Genomic DNA, 16,652 nt, shown 5'->3' with positions numbered 1-16,652 from the left:
CTTTGATGTTAAATGATTGTTTTTGATTAAATAAAAGTGGTGTGGATATTTTGTGGAAAATAATATGAACGGCATAGATTAATTATTGATCTTTGTTGCCAAATGCCGTAGAATACGCACTCTTTTTTGGCGTCGAGTAACTGCTCGGCATATTATTTATTCACATATGGTACTTATCAGCGGATATACGAAAGTATAACAAGATAAGTGGCGATATGGCTTCATTAGAGGTTTTCCAATGAAACAAGGTATTCACCCAGAATATACAGAAATTACTGCAACATGTTCATGCGGTAACGTAATTAAAACTCGCTCAACAGTGGGTAAAAACTTAAATCTTGATGTGTGCGGCAACTGCCACCCATTCTATACTGGTAAACAACGTGTTGTTGATACCGGTGGTCGTGTAGAACGTTTCAACAAACGTTTCTCAATCCCAAGCACAAAATAATTTCCGAATTATTGCTAAAACCCCGCATTTGCGGGGTTTTTTATAGACTATAAATATGAAAATTGTATTTTTACATAAATCTTTAGTAATGGGTGGGGTTGAACGTATTCTAATTAATTACTTAAATTTATTAAAAAATGAAAGTGATTTAGAAATTGAAGTTGTTCTAGCATTTGAAACTGAAGAAAATATTTTCAGAAAAGATATTCCTGAAAGCATAAAGGTAACTTATTTAGTTGATAAAAAACATTCTGAATATAGAAATAGTTTGTATTTATCCAGAAAAAACAATATTTTAAATAGATTGAAATATAAGCTATTAAATTTCAAATGGAAAATAGAATGTAGAAATAAACTAAATAGTATAATAAAAGAGTATGATGTAATTATAAATTTTAGTAATCATTTCGATCCTTATATTAATTTTAAAGATAATAAACCAAAAATAAGATGGCAACATTTGTCTCTAAGATGTTTGGATAAAAAAGAACTAAAAAAAGAAATATCCTACCTTAGAAGATATGATAGGATTATTTCAATATGTGAAGATATGAAGGAAGAAATATCTCATATTGAATCATTAAGAAATAAAATTATTGTTTTATATAATCCTATTAATTTTGATAATGTATTATCATTAGCTAATGATTCAATACCTAAAGTTAAAGGAGAGTATTTTATTCAAGTTGCTAGATTAGAAGAGATTAAAAATCATGAAGTCATGATTGATATATTTTATGAGTTAGTTAAAAAAGGAATACCTCAGAATTTAATTATTATAGGTAATGGGTCATGTTTAAAAAAATTACAAGCAAAAATAGAAATTCTTCATCTTGAAGAACGTTGTTTTTTATTAGGAGAGATTAAAAATCCTTATCCATATATGAAAAATGCTAAATTGTTCTTACATACTTCAAAAAGAGAAGGACTTCCAACTGTATTGTTAGAAAGTATGGTTTTGAATGTTCCCGTAGTATCTATGGATTGTCCGACAGGACCAAGAGAAATTTTGAATGATGGAGAATGTGGCGTATTGATCCCATTAAATGATAATAAAAAATTTATTGATAGTGTATTTGGCATACATAATAACGATCAAGTTATTTCACAATATAAGAATAATATAGCTAAACATTTACTAAAATTTTCAGAAGAAAATATTAGAAAACAATTAATAAATATGTTATTTGAAGTGAGTAAGGAGTGAATATGTCGAAGAAAAAGATTAAAGTTGCACTACTAGTTAATGAATATTTTGGTGCTGTAGGTACTGGTTATGGTGGTTATGGATTTCTAGCTCGTCGTTTAGTCGCAAATCATTTGCAAAATGAGAATATTCAAATAGATGTGCTTTTAAAAACAACTTCTAGAAATTTTGGTTTATTAGCTAGAAAGCATATTGTAGATGGCGTAAATGTTTATGAAATTCCGAAAAGACCATTTTTTGCTAAATATTGGTTAAAACAGCAAAATTATGATGTTTATTTAAGTATTGAAGTAACCTTTGATCTTCCTTTAATTTATGAGCCCGATCTTTCTAAGAAGCTAATTTTTTGGATTCAAGATCCAAGACCTAAAAGTGATTGGGAAGAAATTGAAACTGTAGAGCTATTTCCTGAACCTAATTATTATGATCAAAATTTATATGACCACATTCATAGTTTATATAAACAGAATAGAGTAATATTTATTAGTCAAGGTTATTTTTTAAATGATAAAGCTAAAAGTCTTTATAATTTGGATAATAATGTGGAAATTACGTATTTACCTAATCCAATAACTATTGATTATAAATATGATATTAAAACTTATCCTAAGAAAAATAAAATAATATTCCTCGGTAGAATTGAATCAGTAAAAAGAGGGTGGTTATTTTGTGAGATTGCTAAAAAATGTCCAGAATATGAATTTTATATGTTAGGTCAATCATTTTTTGATGCAGAAAGAAATTCTGAAATCATGGAAAAATATAATAATATTCCAAATTTATATTTTTCTGGTCATGTTGATGGAAAAGAAAAAGAAGAATATTTAAAAGATGCAAAAATATTAATTAATACATCTATCCATGAAGCTCTACCAATTTCTTTTTTGGAAGCTCTTTCTTATGGTACTCTTCTTGTAAGTAATCAAAATCCAGAAAATGTGACAGAAAAGTTTGGTATATATGTTGGTCAAGTTTTAGGTAATGGGTTTGACAAGGTAGATCTTTACGTAGATGCAGTAAAAAGTTTAATTGAAGATGATAATCGTCGTCAAATGCTTGCGGAAAAAGCGATTGAATATGTTAAAGAAGTGCATAATTATGAACGATTTGATCGAGATATTATGAAAATATTAGAACATGTATGTTGTCATTCATAAAATTAGGCAATATATAATTAGTAGTCTTATGATAAAAAATGGATAGTCCTATATGAAAATTTTTCCTCCTATATTGATTATAAGTTTAAAAAATTCAAGTCGGAGAGCGATAATATCTCAACGATTGACTAGCTTAGGCTTATCATTTGAGTTTTTTGATGCCTTTTATGGAAAAGATTTGACAGATGAAGAACTACAAAAAATTGACTTTGAATTTTATCCTAAAAAATTTGATGCAAGAAAACCATTAACATTAGGTGAAATAGGTTGCGCTTTAAGTCATATTAAAGTTTATGAGTACATGGTTGAGAATAATATAGAACAAGCTATTATTTTAGAAGATGATGCTATTGTTTCACTTTATTTTGAAAGTATTATAAATGAGGCATTAAAGAAAGTACCTAGCAGAAAAGAAATTATATTTCTTGATCATGGTAAAGCTAAAGTATGGCCATTTATGCGAAACTTACCTGAACGATACCGATTGGCTAGATATCGTATACCATCTAAGAACTCAAAACGTAGTATTATTCGCACTACAGGATATTTTATTACTCTAACAGGAGCGAAAAAATTATTGAAATACGCATATCCTATTAGAATGCCTTCTGATTTTTTAACGGGCTTACTTCAATTAACAGGTATTAATGCTTATGGTATTGAACCTCCTTGCGTTTTTGGTGGAGAATTATCAGAAATAGATCAAATTGAAAATCGTTATGAGTAAATTAAAAGATAAATTAAGATACTTTAGGTTAATTTTCGGGAAATTTTTTCTAGATAAAAAGAAAATAGAGAGTGCTTTAAACGGTTTACCCAAAAAAATCTTATTCCTTCGCCAAGATGGGAAAATAGGGGATTACATCGTCAGTTCATTTGTGTTTCGGGAGATAAAAAAACAATCTCCGACAACGCATATCGGGGTGGTTTGCTCTCGTAATAATGCTTATTTATTTGAGCATAGCCCTTATATTGACCAATTGTATTTTGTACGCACCAAAAATATTGGTGATTATTTAGCTTGCGGTAAGCAACTGGCAAAAGAACAATATGATGTCGTTATTGACCCGACTGTAACGCTACGTAATCGAGATTTACTTTTCTTACGTACGATTAATGCGAAAGCTTATATCGGATATGACAAATTGGACTATAAGATTTTTACTGCGAGCGTACAGAATGAACGACAACATTTCGCTCAAATATATAAACAGGCACTAGAGCTTGCCGGTTTTACAGATATTGATACGCAATATGATGTGCCGAAAGATGAAAACAGTGCGAGAGCGATAAAAAACTATTTATCGGAAAACCGGATTAGACACTTTATTGCCCTAAATTTATTTGGAGCAGGATCGGCGCGACGTTTTTGCGACGAGAAAGTAACGGAGTTACTCACATATTTAAATAAGATAAGTGTGAAGCCTATTCTATTACTCACATTTCCGGAGGTTACACCAAAGTTAAAGCAAATCGCTAGTCGGTTTGAGAATGTCTTTGTATACGAAAATACGCAAACCGTATTTGATACGATTGAGCTTATTCGTCATTCGGATGTATTAATTTCGCCGGATACTTCAACAGTGCATATTGCCTCCGGCTTATCTAAGAAAATTATTGGTTTTTATAGCTCGGATGAACAGAATTTTATTCACTGGCATCCGAATAATAAGGCGGAAACCCATATTCTACGCTTTAAGCAGAGTGTGAATGATCTTGATTTTAATCGGATACAACCGGAATGGTTAAACTAAATGGAATTCCAATCCCTTAAACTGTTTTTAGATATTACTCAAACGCACAGCTTTATTCGTTCGGCTGAAAATAATTATATGAGTGCTTCGACACTTACACGCCATATTCAGCGAATTGAACAAGAGCTGGGGCAGCCGTTGTTTATCCGAGATAACCGACAAGTTCGCTTAACGGAAGCTGGCGAAAAATTTTTACTTTTTGCAAAACAAAGTTGGTCTGATTGGCAACAATTACAACAGCAGTTGTCGCCGGTGCAAGGTCAGCTGGAAGGCGAATTGAAAGTCTTCTGTTCGGTAACGGCTGCGTATAGTCATTTACCGCAAATTCTGGAACAGTTTCGTCAGGCTCACCCGAAAGTGGAGATAAAACTAAGCACCGGCGATCCGGCGCAAGCGGTGCATACGGTACATTCTTTCGAAGCGGATATTTCTTTAACCGGCAAACCGGAACATCTGCCGAATAGCATTGTGTTTCATTATATTGATGATATTCATCTTTCGATTATTGCACCTCGAGTAGCTTGTGTTGCAACACAATATTTACAGCAACAACCGATTGATTGGCAGAATATTCCTTTTATTTTGCCGGTGGACGGTCCGGTACGAAAGCGAATTGATCGCTGGTTTAAAGAGCTGAAGATTAGAGAACCTAAAATTTATGCTACGGTTGCCGGACACGAAGCGATTGTACCGATGGTTGCTTTAGGATTCGGAGTAGCATTGTTACCTGATGTCGTGATTAAGCATAGTCCGATGAATAATCAAGTTTCTTATTTGAAATTAGCGGATCCTATATCGCCGTTTGAATTGGGGATTTGTGTACAAGAAAAGAGGCTACAAGAACCGATTATTAAGGCATTTTGGGAATTGTTGCCGAAAGATTAAAGACAAGCGGTCAAATTTAAAGAATTTTTTGTAAATTTTTTGCTAAATTTGACCGCTTGTTTGCTATTTGAATACCGCCCAAACCGGAGAATGATCCGACGGTTTTTCCATTGCGCGAATTTCAAGATCAATGCCGGTTTCTACACAACGTTCCGCTAATCCTTTTGAAGCGAGTACCAAATCAATACGTAGTCCTCGATTATCATCAAATCCTTTCGAACGGTAATCAAACCACGAGAATTTATCATTAGCTTGCGGGTTCATCGCACGGAATGTATCGATTAAACCGTAACTATATAAACGATCTAACCATTCACGTTCTTCCGGTAGGAATGAACATTTACCGTCACGTAGCCAACGTTTGCGATTCGGCTCACCGATACCGATATCTAAATCGGTCGGACTGATATTCATATCGCCCATAATCACAATCGGATTTTCCGGCGACAGTTCGCTTTCTAAGTAATGTTGTAAATCCGCATAAAATTTTTCTTTTGCCGGAAATTTGGTTTCGTGCGAGCGATTTTCACCTTGTGGGAAATAACCGTTTAACACGGTCAGCACGCCGAATTCCGTTTCAATATCCGCCATAATCATACGTTTTTGCGCATCGGCATTATCGGTCGGAAAGCCCTTACGCACGGCAAGCGGTTCTTTTTTGGTTAAAAGCGCCACGCCGTAATGCCCTTTTTGACCGTGATGAAACACGTGGTAGCCTAAATGATTGACTAAGTCCCAAGGGAAATCTTCATCAGCGACTTTGATTTCTTGTAAGCCGAGTACATCCGGTTGATGTTTTTCAATAATCGCTTCCAATTGATGAGGGCGAGCGCGTAAGCCGTTAATATTAAAAGAAATAAATTTCATACGTAAAATCCAAATAGAAACCACGGATAAAGCAAACAAGCGGTTATATTTCCGAAAAAATTTGCATTATCCGTGGTATAAGCAAAAAGACTAAAGCATCATTGCCGCAATCCAACCGAACACTAATAACGGAATATTAAAGTGTAAGAATGTCGGTACGACAGAATCCCAAATATGGTCGTGTTTACCGTCGGCATTTAAACCGGATGTCGGACCTAATGTTGAGTCGGATGCCGGAGAACCCGCGTCACCTAAAGCGGCTGCTACACCCACGATAGCCATCGTTGCTAACGGAGAGAAACCGAATGATACACATAGCGGTACATAAATAGAGGTAATAATCGGCACGGTTGAGAATGATGAACCGATACCCATTGTAATAAATAAGCCGACAATTAACATCAATAACGCAGCCATTTCTTTCGTTTGAATCGAATCGCGTAAGGCTTCAACCAATTCCGGCACGCCGCCGGTTGCATTTACTACGCTGGCAAAACCCGATGCGGCAATCATTACGAAGCCAATCATCGCCATTAAACGTAAGCCGTCTTGGAATAAATCGTTAGTTTGTTTTAATTTGAATACGCCGCCTAAAGCGAAAATAATTAAGCCGGCTAAACCGCCGATAACGGTGGAATTGGTTGTCAATTGCACGGAACATGTCGCAAGGATTGCGATAATGCTTACACCGATATGAAACGGTTTAACTTTTGCGACACGTGCGGCAATTTCATCGGCGGTCGCTTCTTTTACGTTTTCTACGTAAGTTCTCGGTTTACGATAGGAAACGAAGAAAGCGAATAGTAAACCTAAAATCATACCGGCAACCGGTACCGCCATCGCTTTAGTCATTTCCGCCGTGGTTGCGACAAGATTAAAAGGCTGTCCCGCTTGGTTAATATTTTTAACTAAGATACTTTCAATAAAGATTTGTCCGAAACCGGCAGGGATTAACATATAAGTAGCGGTTAAACCGAATGTTAAAGCACAAGCTACCGCTCGGCGGTCGATTTTTAGCTGATTCATCACGCTTAATAACGGCGGAACCACAATCGGAATAAAGGCGATATGAATCGGAATAAGGTTTTGTGATGAAATCGCAAATGCGGTTAATACGAAGAGTACAAGATATTTAAACCAAAACACCGAACGACCGGAAGGGCGTTTCCCGAATGAAGAAATAACTTTATATGCCAATAAATCGGTAACACCCGATTTAGATAAGGCTACGGCAAATGCGCCGAGTACGGCGTAGTTCATTGCGGTTTCCGCACCACCGCCTAAACCGCCGGTAAATTTTTCGATCGTTTTTGTCAGAGCATCGAACATGCTCATATCATCAACCCCGTAGAAGCCGATTACGCCACAGGTCAATGCTGCAATAATTAGCGCAATTACCACATTAATTCTGAGTAAACTCAGGGCAAGTAATACGATAATTGAGATAACAACTTCGTTAGATAACATTGTGTTTTCCCTTTTTGTAATAACAAATTAAATAAGAGTTTAATGTAACGTAAAAAACGGAGTTGTCGAGCATTTTTTTATAGAATAAAGAAAATAATGGAACTCATCGCTATAAATCTTGTCGTTTTAGCTTTTTTACTGAAGATTTTATGTTTCAGCTACAAGTTATAGAAAAAAGAGCAAACTTAAAAGTTTGCTCTTTAGGATTATTGAACCTGTTTAAATTGAATCATACCGTTTTCGCCGTAGTCGGTGGTTTGTTCGTCTTCATCTTGAATTAACGGTTGATTTGGGATTTCCGCTTTATCGAAAGCAATATCGCCTTCCACGCCGTCCAATACCTGACCGAGTTTTAATCCTTTAAAATCGAACAGACTCGGATCACAAAGATGTGAAAGCGTAATGTTTTGCATTGCGCTAAACATCGTTTCGATTCGTCCCGGATATTGGCGATCCCATGTCTGGAGCATTTCTTTAACCACTTGGCGCTGTAGATTCGGCTGAGAACCGCATAAGTTACACGGAATAATCGGGAATTGTTTTGCCTGCGAATATTTTTCGATATCTTTTTCTTTACAATAAGCCAACGGACGAATCACGATTTGTTTGCCATCATCGGAAATCAATTTAGGCGGCATAGATTTTAATTTACCGCCGTAAAACATATTTAAGAATAACGTTTCCAACATATCGTCACGGTGGTGGCCAAGCGCAATTTTTGTTGCACCGAGTTCGGTAGCGGTGCGGTATAAAATGCCGCGACGTAAACGCGAGCAAAGCGAGCAAGTGGTTTTCCCTTCCGGAATTTTCTCTTTTACGATGCCGTAGGTATTTTCTTCGACAATTTTGTATTCAACGCCGATAGATTCCAGATATTCAGGCAAAATGTGTTCCGGAAAGCCCGGTTGTTTTTGGTCTAAATTTACCGCCACGATATCGAAGTGAATCGGTGCACTCAGTTTGAGGTTGAGCAGAATATCTAATAATGTATAGCTGTCTTTACCGCCGGATAAACACACCATTACTTTGTCACCGTCTTCAATCATATTGAAATCGGCAATCGCATTACCGACATTACGGCGTAAACGTTTTTGTAATTTGTTGAAATTATAGGCAATCTTTTTTTCTTGTTGAGTATTCGCTGATTGAGTATCTTGATTCATAATCGTGAATTTTTAAATAAATGTTCGGTTCGGTATATGAGATAAAAAATGAAGTCCGTCATACTAAAGACTTCCGGATTTTTTGCAAGCGTTTCATTGGGTGTTTTGTCGCTAGATAAGCGTTTATCGGCAAACAAGCGGTCTAATTTTAGCATTTTTTTGCAATTTTAAAGTTTATCAAAATACTCATTACCCCAAGTTTGTTCGGCAAGTTGCAATAAGTTGGCAAAATCCTGATAAGAAGGCATTGCCTGATCTTCTACTTTTTTATTCTCATTAATCAGTTTTTGTTTTAATTCTTGATACCAGCCTAACAACGAAAGCGGTAAAGGCGAGGCGGCTCGTTTACCTAACCAATATAAACCTTGATACGGCAAACTTAATGCAAATAATGAAGTGATAATCGCATTGGCTAAAATGGATTGGCTCGGGTCGGCAAAGAAGTACTGCCATAAAATCGCAAAGCAAGCGAAAGCGGGCATAAAGCGGGAAGCTAATTTTACTAAGCGAATTAATCGATAATCGGGCATAAACAGCCCTAACTTTTTTTGGTTCGGGTAGGTGGCGAGATAACGTTGTCCGGCTTGAAGAGTCGCATTCATAACGATAATGTTTTATAAGATTTATAAGAAAAATAATAAAAATAGCATAACATAAGTTTTATCCGCCGAAAATGCGCAGATTTTAATGCAGTAATGATCAACAATTGCTATACTTTGCAACAATTTTGTTACACGATTAGATATAGAAGGATAGATTAATGCCAATTAAATTTCCAGATTTGTTACAAGATAGTTGGAACTTTATTCGTAATCAACATACATTTTCGTTATTGGCGGTTATTTTGCTAAGTGCATTGCAGTTCGTGAATTTATTTCTAGTGCCTCGCATCGCGAATATGGATGCCGAAAATGTTGAGATGACGTTATCCGACTTATTTCCGTTATTAATTATGGGGGTTGCCAATATTTTTATTACGACCTTATTAATTTTGAATATTAAAGAGATTAATCGCGGTAGCTTTAAACATTTTTTTCAAAACCTTTCTGGCGCTTTGGCGAAACTGTTTCCGGTGATTTTACTTAACATTATTATGGTTCTGCCGCTGTCTATCGGGATGGCTTCTCAAGTATTCGGCGCGAAAGCCGGTGGCGGTTTATCGATGATCGCTTTTCCATTGATTATCGGCGGCGCATTTTTGTTTATTAAATTATGTTTATCCGTTTACGCTTATTTAATCGAAGAGCTGAATAGCGTGAACGATGCGATTCGTTTTACTTGGCAATTAAGCCACGGTCGAGGTATCGCTTTAGTATTATTCTGCGTGATTTCTTATTTTGTACCGCAGATTTTAATGTCTTTTTTAAGCGGTTTAAGCGGCAATACTGTCGGTCTGATCGTGAGCGTATTAGTCAGCTCGTTTTTCTCATTGTTTATTACCGTATTCAGTTTCCGTTTTTATCAGGCATACAGCCAAAATAGCGTAATAAGAGGGTAGTATGAAGCAGTTACTTGAATTTATTCCGCTCATTCTATTTTTTACGGTATATAAATTATACGGCGTACAGCAAGCGGCAATTACTTTAGTGATCGCTACCGTCATACAATTAATCGTCTTAAAAGTGTTGTATAAGAAGATCGAAAAATCCCAATGGATTATGGGCATTTTTGTGGTTTTCTTCGGGATTTTGACCGCTTATTTTAACGATTTAAATTTCTTAAAATGGAAAGTGACTATCATTAACGGTTTATTCGCCGCCGTATTATTAGTCAGCCAATTTGTTTTCAAAAAGCCGATTATTCAAATGTTGTTAGGCAAGGAATTAAAATTACCGACCAATGTCTGGAATCGTCTCAATTTAGGTTGGGCGGGCTTTTTTATTATCTGTATGTTACTCAATATCGTGATCAGCTATTATTTTTCGGATGACGTATGGGCAACATTTAAAACCTTCGGATTTACCGGATTGAGTTTAATCGCCGCGATTGCAACCGGCGTTTATCTCTATCCGCATCTTAAAAACGTGGAGAATACCAATGAGCAAGCATAAACCTTATGACAGAAATCCTAACGGTAAATTATTATTAAGAACGCTCGCGATGCCGTCGGATACCAATGCAAACGGTGATATTTTCGGTGGTTGGATTATGTCGCAAATGGATTTAGGCGGTGCGATTCTTGCCAAAGAATTGGCAAAAGGCAGAGTCGTGACGGTTACCGTAGATAAAATGGTTTTCCATATGCCGATTTCGGTCGGGGATGTGGTATGTTGCTACGGCACTTTAGTGAGAGTCGGCCGCTCTTCAATGCAAGTCAAAGTGGAAGTATTTATTAAACAAGTTTATCAGGGGTCAAGAGAGCGTTTTCGTGTAACAGAAGCACTGTTTACTTATGTTGCAGTAAACAATGAAGGTAGGCCGAGAGAAATTCCTCGTGAAAATAATCCTGAGCTTGATGAAGCGTTATCATTAATGGAGCAGGCTTTAGCATTTGAAGCGGAGCTTGCAAATCAACAACAAACTGCGTAAGAGGTAAAAAATGTATTACGTTATTTTTGCACAAGATAATTCGAATATGCTTGAGAAGCGTTTGGAAGTACGCCCGGCTCATTTGGCTCGTTTAGAAAAATTGCAGGCGGAAGGTCGCTTATTAACGTCCGGTCCTAATCCGACGGAAGACGGCACAAGTATCACCGGTTCTACCGTGATTGCCGAATTCGATTCGTTAGCCGATGCTCAAATCTGGGCTTCGGAAGATCCTTATGTAGAAGCCGGCGTTTACGGTGATGTGATTATCAAGCCATTTAGAAAGGTGTTCTAATCTTATTTTGTTAAAACAGGCACAAGCGATTCCGTTTGTGCCTTTTTCTCGTCCGATTTTTGAAAGAGGCATATATGTTCGCTCAAACCGATCTTTCCGAGCTGCTGAAGGAATCAGATTTGCAAAACTCCGATAAAATTCGACCGCTTGCTATTGCGGTGGGGATGTCGAATTTTGTGAAACAAACGCTACAAAAACAACCGCAACTTTTACAGAGTTGGTTGGCGGAATATCCTTCTGTTGAAAATACCGGCAATTACGCAATGCGTTTAGCCACCGTTTTAGAACAGGTGAAAGACGAAGCCCAGTTAGCTCGGGAATTACGTTTGTTTCGTCACCGTGAAATGGCAACCCTCAATTTTCTACAATCGAATAAAGTTGCCTGCGTAGAGTTTGTGTTCGAGCATTTATCCGATTTGGCGGAAACACTGATTATCGGTGCTAGAGATTGGTTGTTTCAGCGTTGCTGTGAAGAGTACGGCACACCGATGAACTCGTTAGGCGAACAACAAGAATTACTGATTTTAGGCATGGGGAAATTAGGCGGACGAGAACTGAATTTTTCCTCGGATATTGATTTGATTTTTACTTATCCCGATGCCGGCGAAACGGTAGGCGGTCGTAAACCGATTGAAAACAGCAAATTCTTTACTCGTTTAGGGCAACGTTTAATTAAAGCGTTAGATGAAATTACGTTGGACGGTTTTGTGTATCGTACCGATATGCGTTTGCGCCCGTTCGGCGACAGCGGAGCGTTAGTGCTGAGTTTTGCCGCAATGGAAGATTACTATCAGGAACAAGGGCGAGATTGGGAACGCTATGCGATGATCAAAGCCAAAATTTTAGGCGAAAATCCGCAGAATATTAACCATCGTTATTTGCGCCAAATGCTACGCCCGTTTATGTATCGCCGTTATTTGGATTTCAGTGCGATTCAATCGTTGCGAGAGATGAAACAGAAAATCAGCCGAGAAGTGCTACGTCGTAATTTGACCGATAATATTAAATTAGGCGCCGGCGGTATTCGAGAGATTGAATTTATTGTACAAACTTTCCAAATGGTGCGAGGCGGGCGGGATAAAATCCTACAAGAACGCAGCTTATTGCGTGTTCTGCCTCGCCTTGCCGAATTGAAGTTACTTACCGAACAGCAGATTCAGCAATTATATGATGCGTATATCTTCCATCGTCAGGTTGAAAACGTGCTGCAAGCGATTGATGATAAACAAACGCAAACGTTGCCGACCGATGAGCAAGACCGAGTGAGAATAATGTTTGCTTGCCAGTCTTATTTGCAAAAAAATGCACAAAATCAACCGCTTGTCATAGAAAATAACATTCACACTTGGCAAGACTTTTTACAGGTATTGGAACAACATCAGCAAAACGTACGAGCGGTATTTAACCAAATTATCGGTGAAGAAGAGGACGATGAAGCATCGCCGCTTAATGAGAAATTAGCGGTTTGGCAGGATATTTTACATTATCAAATCAGCGAAGAAGATTTAGCGGCGGTTTTAAATGATTATCCGATAGATAGCAACGATTATCATGAGATTTTCCGCCAGCTCTCCAATACGTTACAGGATTGGAGTAAACGTCCGATTGGTGTGCGGGGGCGAAATGTCTTACAACGATTAATGCCGAAAATTTTAGATATGGTGTGCAATAGAGAAGATTATTTAGTTGTGTTGCCTCGTTTGCTTAACATCGTAGATAAAATTACCTTGCGAACCACTTATTTGGAGCTTTTGCAAGAAAGAGAGCAAATTCTACCGCTACTGATTACCTTGTGTAGTCAGTCGATTATGATTGCCGAGCGGATTGCTCGTTACCCGATGTTGTTAGACGAACTGATTATTCAAAATAGTCTTACGCAAGTGATTGAATTAAATCAGTATAAAACGGCATTAAATGACTATTTAATTCGGATTCCGGAAGAAGATGAGGAGGCATTGATTGATGCCTTGCGCCAATTTAAGCAGAGCCAAATTTTGCATATTGCGGCGGCGGATATTTTAGGCGTATTGCCGGTGATGAAAATTAGCGATCATCTTACTTATTTGGCGGAAGCGATTATCGGTGCGGTGGTCAATATGGCATGGAAATCATTGTCGCAGCGTTTTGGCATGCCGGATCATTTAGCGGATGCGGAACAAGGTTTTGCGGTAATTGCTTATGGAAAATTGGGCGGTATTGAACTGGGTTATAACTCGGATTTAGATTTGGTTTTTCTGCATAACGCACCGCAGGATAGTGAAACGACCGGTGCGAGAAAATCGATTTCAAGCCATCAGTTCTATTTAAAATTAGCGCAAAAAATTAATTCGATTTTTAATTTAAATACCAGTGCTGGTGTGCTTTACGAAGTGGATATGCGCTTGCGACCGTCAGGCGAAGCCGGTTTATTAGTCAGCACGGTAAGTGCTTATGAAACTTATCAACAAAATGAGGCGTGGACATGGGAATCACAAGCGTTAGTTCGTACTCGTTGCGTTTATGGTTCGCCCGATCTGGCGCAAGCCTTTGAGCAAATTCGTCGAGCAACTTTGGCAATGCCTCGAACAAGCGGTCAATTACGCCGAGAAATTTGTGAAATGCGTTACAAAATGTATCAACATTTAAGCACAAGCGATCATACGCATTTTGATTTGAAAAAAGATAAAGGCGGTATTACCGATATAGAATTTATCGCACAATGTTTGGTATTGGAGTACGCTCATCAGTATCCTCAAATGGCGATTTGGTCGGATAACGTTCGTATTTTCGATTCGGCGGTAGAATGCGGTATTTTATCGCTTACTGACGGAGAAATGTTGAAACATTGCTATACGGCGATTCGCAACCGTATTCACCATTTAAATTTATTGCGTAGCCCGAGTGTGGTGAGCGCAGACGAATTTGTTGAAGAACGTGCTTTTGTGGCGCAAATTTGGCAACGAATTTTCGGCTAAGATCAGAGAAGCGGTTAAATTTGCAAAAAATTTTGTCAATTTAACCGCTTGTTTTCCGCTATAATAAGGCAAATTTACCCATTCAAGGAGTTTGCAATGGAATATCAATTTACACATTCAATTCACGGCGTAGTCGCTAAATGTTCAATGGATCACGAAGCTTTTGCCCGTTGGTTAAATACCGAGATAACGGAAAATCCTAAAGAGTTGATCAATATCTTTGCTGAAATTGAAAAATGTCGGGCGGCGTATCCTAATCATTATGAATGTGTCTTCGAGGGAAAAGAATACAGTTTATTTCTTGATTGCGATGAAGTGATGGTGAAAGCGAATAATCTGGACGATGCGTTTGACGAATCGCAAATGGAAGACGGTTTTCAGTTTTATGATCAAGAAAGTATCGCATTTTGCGGCTTAGAGGATTTTGAAAATTTCTTAAAAGCCTATCAGAAATTTAGTAAAACCTATCACTAATGATTTAAGTAATAAAACAAAGAAGGGGCAACCGTAACGGTTGCCCCTTCTTTGTTTGTTTAAACGATTAACGTAAGAACTCAACAAACCAAGTGATAACACCTAAGTTTAAAATATCTACGAAGAATGCGCCGACTAACGGTACGATTAAGAACGCTTTATGTGACGGACCGAACGTTTCGGTGACCGATTGCATATTGGCAACCGCAGTCGGTGTCGCACCCAAGCCGAAACCGCAGTGACCGGCGGTTAAAATCGCCGCATCATAGTCTTTACCCATTACACGGAAAGTCAAGAAGTAACCGTATAAGATCATAACGATAGTTTGAACGACTAAAATAATTAACATCGGACCGGCTAAGCCTGCTAATTCCCATAATTTAATGCTCATTAACGCCATTGCTAAGAATAAGCTTAATGATGCGTTACCGAATACGTCGATCGCGCGGTCAAACATATCGAATTTGAATACTTTGGTTAATACGTTACGTAAAATTACACCGAAACCTAATGCCCATACGAATTGCGGTAAACCTAAATCCGGGAATGCGTTAGCCATTACCGATGAGAAAGCTAAACAGGCTGCGAATAACGCCATCGTTTCGATTGTGGAACTCGCCGTAATGAAACGAATGCTGTCAGCCGATTCAAAAGTGCTGTCGTCATACTGTTCGGCAGAAGTATCCATTTTTTTGCTATATTGTTTACGGTCTTTTTTCATTTTATTGACTAAACGGCGTGCAACTGGACCACCGATTAAACCGCCGGCAACTAAACCGAATGTAGCGGACGCCATTGCCATTTCCATAATACCGGTAATGCCGTATTGCTCGGAGAAGATTTTCGCCCATGCCGCACCGGTACCGTGACCGCCGGTTAAGGTAATTGAACCAGTTACTAAACCGACTAAAGGATCTAAACCTAATGCTGTGGCAAGTCCGACACCGACGCCGTTTTGGATAATAATGAATATACCGACAACGGCAAGGAAGATCACTAAAGGCATACCGCCCTGTTTTAAGCGAGAAAAATCGGCGGATAAACCGACGGATGAGAAGAAGGCTAACATAAAGGCATTTTGTAAGCTTTTCTCGAATTGGAAAGAAAGTCCCATCCAATGGTATAAGCAGAGAATCACGATTGCAGCCACTAAACCGCCGGCAACCGCTTCGGGAATATTAAAATCCTGTAAGAATTTAATTTTGCTTACAAAAAAGCGTCCGATCAAAAGAACGAGTGTCGCAGCAATTAATGTGTGGTAACCGTTCAGTATTATTGGTTCCATAGGTGCTCCTCTAAAATAAAAATGTTAAATGAATGTTTAAAAATAAGGATTGTTCGATACTAGACCAATAAAAAACATTTGTCAAAGGTATGTATAAATAAATTTATCATTAGAATTAGAAAAACTTATCATATAAGTTAAAAATTTTTTGAGGGAGATCATATTAT

The 16,652-nt window shown here is 37.7% G+C and carries 17 protein-coding genes; 12 read left to right on the top strand and 5 right to left on the bottom strand.

Translation table 11 applies throughout. The features are described from left to right. Window positions 1–238 precede the first annotated feature (238 nt). From rpmE to ilvY, 6 genes are read left to right on the top strand one after another with little or no spacing between them, the layout of a single operon-like run. Complete coding sequence (gene rpmE / locus DRF63_RS05420; RefSeq protein WP_005597698.1) at window positions 239–451, top strand: 50S ribosomal protein L31; 213 nt, start codon at window positions 239–241, stop codon at window positions 449–451. A gap of 55 nt (window positions 452–506) precedes the next feature. Next, a complete protein-coding gene (locus DRF63_RS05415) occupies window positions 507–1,658 on the top strand; it encodes a glycosyltransferase (RefSeq protein ID WP_005597696.1) in 1,152 nt (383 codons plus the stop codon). A gap of 2 nt (window positions 1,659–1,660) precedes the next feature. Further along, a complete protein-coding gene (locus DRF63_RS05410) occupies window positions 1,661–2,815 on the top strand; it encodes a glycosyltransferase family 4 protein (RefSeq protein WP_005597694.1) in 1,155 nt (384 codons plus the stop codon). Between the two features lie 52 nt (window positions 2,816–2,867). After that, window positions 2,868–3,542, top strand: coding sequence for a glycosyltransferase family 25 protein (locus DRF63_RS05405; RefSeq protein WP_005597692.1), 675 nt, complete (start codon window positions 2,868–2,870; stop codon window positions 3,540–3,542). Beyond that, window positions 3,535–4,569, top strand: a complete 1,035-nt coding sequence (locus DRF63_RS05400; RefSeq protein ID WP_005597690.1) for a glycosyltransferase family 9 protein — start codon at window positions 3,535–3,537, stop codon at window positions 4,567–4,569. Before DRF63_RS05405 ends, DRF63_RS05400 begins: the two co-directional genes overlap by 8 nt. After that, window positions 4,570–5,454 (top strand): HTH-type transcriptional activator IlvY, encoded by an 885-nt coding sequence (ilvY, locus tag DRF63_RS05395; protein ID WP_005597688.1) that lies wholly within the window; start codon window positions 4,570–4,572, stop codon window positions 5,452–5,454. Window positions 5,455–5,517: 63 nt separating this feature from the next. Here the strand turns inward: ilvY and xthA are convergent, their stop codons facing one another. The 4 genes from xthA to yfbV all read right to left on the bottom strand — a co-directional run bounded on the left by xthA (window position 5,518) and on the right by yfbV (window position 9,553). Continuing rightward, a complete protein-coding gene (gene xthA / locus DRF63_RS05390; protein WP_005619715.1) occupies window positions 5,518–6,321 on the bottom strand; it encodes an exodeoxyribonuclease III in 804 nt (267 codons plus the stop codon). Window positions 6,322–6,411: 90 nt separating this feature from the next. Next, entirely contained in the window at window positions 6,412–7,788 is a 1,377-nt protein-coding gene (locus tag DRF63_RS05385; protein ID WP_005597685.1) for a Na+/H+ antiporter family protein, read from the bottom strand. 206 nt (window positions 7,789–7,994) lie between these two features. Next, the gene (gene ttcA / locus DRF63_RS05380; protein WP_005597684.1) at window positions 7,995–8,951 is read right to left on the bottom strand and encodes a tRNA 2-thiocytidine(32) synthetase TtcA; all 957 of its coding nucleotides are present in this window, start codon (window positions 8,949–8,951) and stop codon (window positions 7,995–7,997) included. A 167-nt stretch (window positions 8,952–9,118) separates the two neighbouring features. Continuing rightward, window positions 9,119–9,553: a terminus macrodomain insulation protein YfbV gene (yfbV, locus tag DRF63_RS05375; protein ID WP_005597682.1), complete on the bottom strand. Its 435-nt coding sequence runs from the start codon at window positions 9,551–9,553 to the stop codon at window positions 9,119–9,121. A 158-nt stretch (window positions 9,554–9,711) separates the two neighbouring features. On the opposite strand from yfbV, the gene DRF63_RS05370 reads away from it, so the two are divergent. From DRF63_RS05370 to DRF63_RS05345, 6 genes are all read left to right on the top strand, one after another. Next, window positions 9,712–10,449 (top strand): hypothetical protein, encoded by a 738-nt coding sequence (locus tag DRF63_RS05370; RefSeq protein ID WP_012263042.1) that lies wholly within the window; start codon window positions 9,712–9,714, stop codon window positions 10,447–10,449. Between the two features lies 1 nt (window position 10,450). Next, window positions 10,451–11,002 carry a septation protein A gene (locus DRF63_RS05365; RefSeq protein ID WP_005597680.1) on the top strand — a complete coding sequence of 184 codons (552 nt, stop codon included), beginning with the start codon at window positions 10,451–10,453 and terminating at the stop codon, window positions 11,000–11,002. After that, window positions 10,989–11,480, top strand: coding sequence for an acyl-CoA thioester hydrolase YciA (gene yciA / locus DRF63_RS05360; protein ID WP_005597679.1), 492 nt, complete (start codon window positions 10,989–10,991; stop codon window positions 11,478–11,480). Before DRF63_RS05365 ends, yciA begins: the two co-directional genes overlap by 14 nt. A 10-nt stretch (window positions 11,481–11,490) precedes the next feature. Further along, window positions 11,491–11,772, top strand: a complete 282-nt coding sequence (locus DRF63_RS05355; protein WP_005597678.1) for a YciI family protein — start codon at window positions 11,491–11,493, stop codon at window positions 11,770–11,772. Between the two features lie 74 nt (window positions 11,773–11,846). Further along, the gene (gene glnE, locus DRF63_RS05350) at window positions 11,847–14,726 is read left to right on the top strand and encodes a bifunctional [glutamate--ammonia ligase]-adenylyl-L-tyrosine phosphorylase/[glutamate--ammonia-ligase] adenylyltransferase (protein ID WP_005597677.1); all 2,880 of its coding nucleotides are present in this window, start codon (window positions 11,847–11,849) and stop codon (window positions 14,724–14,726) included. A gap of 96 nt (window positions 14,727–14,822) precedes the next feature. Then, entirely contained in the window at window positions 14,823–15,200 is a 378-nt protein-coding gene (locus tag DRF63_RS05345) for a YacL family protein (RefSeq protein WP_005597676.1), read from the top strand. Between the two features lie 67 nt (window positions 15,201–15,267). Here the strand turns inward: DRF63_RS05345 and gltS are convergent, their stop codons facing one another. Beyond that, window positions 15,268–16,485, bottom strand: coding sequence for a sodium/glutamate symporter (gltS, locus tag DRF63_RS05340; RefSeq protein ID WP_043991833.1), 1,218 nt, complete (start codon window positions 16,483–16,485; stop codon window positions 15,268–15,270). Window positions 16,486–16,652: the final 167 nt, after the last annotated feature.

It is taken from the genome of Actinobacillus pleuropneumoniae (assembly GCF_003290385.1).
Lineage (GTDB): Bacteria > Pseudomonadota > Gammaproteobacteria > Enterobacterales > Pasteurellaceae > Actinobacillus > Actinobacillus lignieresii.
Note: the sequence above shows the minus strand (reverse complement) of the source record. Positions and strands in the feature narration are given on the sequence as shown.

Coding starts and splice junctions, on each gene's coding strand:
- rpmE (WP_005597698.1), top strand. CDS start 239: ATGAAACAAGGTATTCACCCAGAATATACAGAAATTACTGCAACATGT.
- DRF63_RS05415 (WP_005597696.1), top strand. CDS start 507: ATGAAAATTGTATTTTTACATAAATCTTTAGTAATGGGTGGGGTTGAA.
- DRF63_RS05410 (WP_005597694.1), top strand. CDS start 1,661: ATGTCGAAGAAAAAGATTAAAGTTGCACTACTAGTTAATGAATATTTT.
- DRF63_RS05405 (WP_005597692.1), top strand. CDS start 2,868: ATGAAAATTTTTCCTCCTATATTGATTATAAGTTTAAAAAATTCAAGT.
- DRF63_RS05400 (WP_005597690.1), top strand. CDS start 3,535: ATGAGTAAATTAAAAGATAAATTAAGATACTTTAGGTTAATTTTCGGG.
- ilvY (WP_005597688.1), top strand. CDS start 4,570: ATGGAATTCCAATCCCTTAAACTGTTTTTAGATATTACTCAAACGCAC.
- xthA (WP_005619715.1), bottom strand. CDS start 6,321: ATGAAATTTATTTCTTTTAATATTAACGGCTTACGCGCTCGCCCTCAT.
- DRF63_RS05385 (WP_005597685.1), bottom strand. CDS start 7,788: ATGTTATCTAACGAAGTTGTTATCTCAATTATCGTATTACTTGCCCTG.
- ttcA (WP_005597684.1), bottom strand. CDS start 8,951: ATGAATCAAGATACTCAATCAGCGAATACTCAACAAGAAAAAAAGATT.
- yfbV (WP_005597682.1), bottom strand. CDS start 9,553: ATGAATGCGACTCTTCAAGCCGGACAACGTTATCTCGCCACCTACCCG.
- DRF63_RS05370 (WP_012263042.1), top strand. CDS start 9,712: ATGCCAATTAAATTTCCAGATTTGTTACAAGATAGTTGGAACTTTATT.
- DRF63_RS05365 (WP_005597680.1), top strand. CDS start 10,451: ATGAAGCAGTTACTTGAATTTATTCCGCTCATTCTATTTTTTACGGTA.
- yciA (WP_005597679.1), top strand. CDS start 10,989: ATGAGCAAGCATAAACCTTATGACAGAAATCCTAACGGTAAATTATTA.
- DRF63_RS05355 (WP_005597678.1), top strand. CDS start 11,491: ATGTATTACGTTATTTTTGCACAAGATAATTCGAATATGCTTGAGAAG.
- glnE (WP_005597677.1), top strand. CDS start 11,847: ATGTTCGCTCAAACCGATCTTTCCGAGCTGCTGAAGGAATCAGATTTG.
- DRF63_RS05345 (WP_005597676.1), top strand. CDS start 14,823: ATGGAATATCAATTTACACATTCAATTCACGGCGTAGTCGCTAAATGT.
- gltS (WP_043991833.1), bottom strand. CDS start 16,485: ATGGAACCAATAATACTGAACGGTTACCACACATTAATTGCTGCGACA.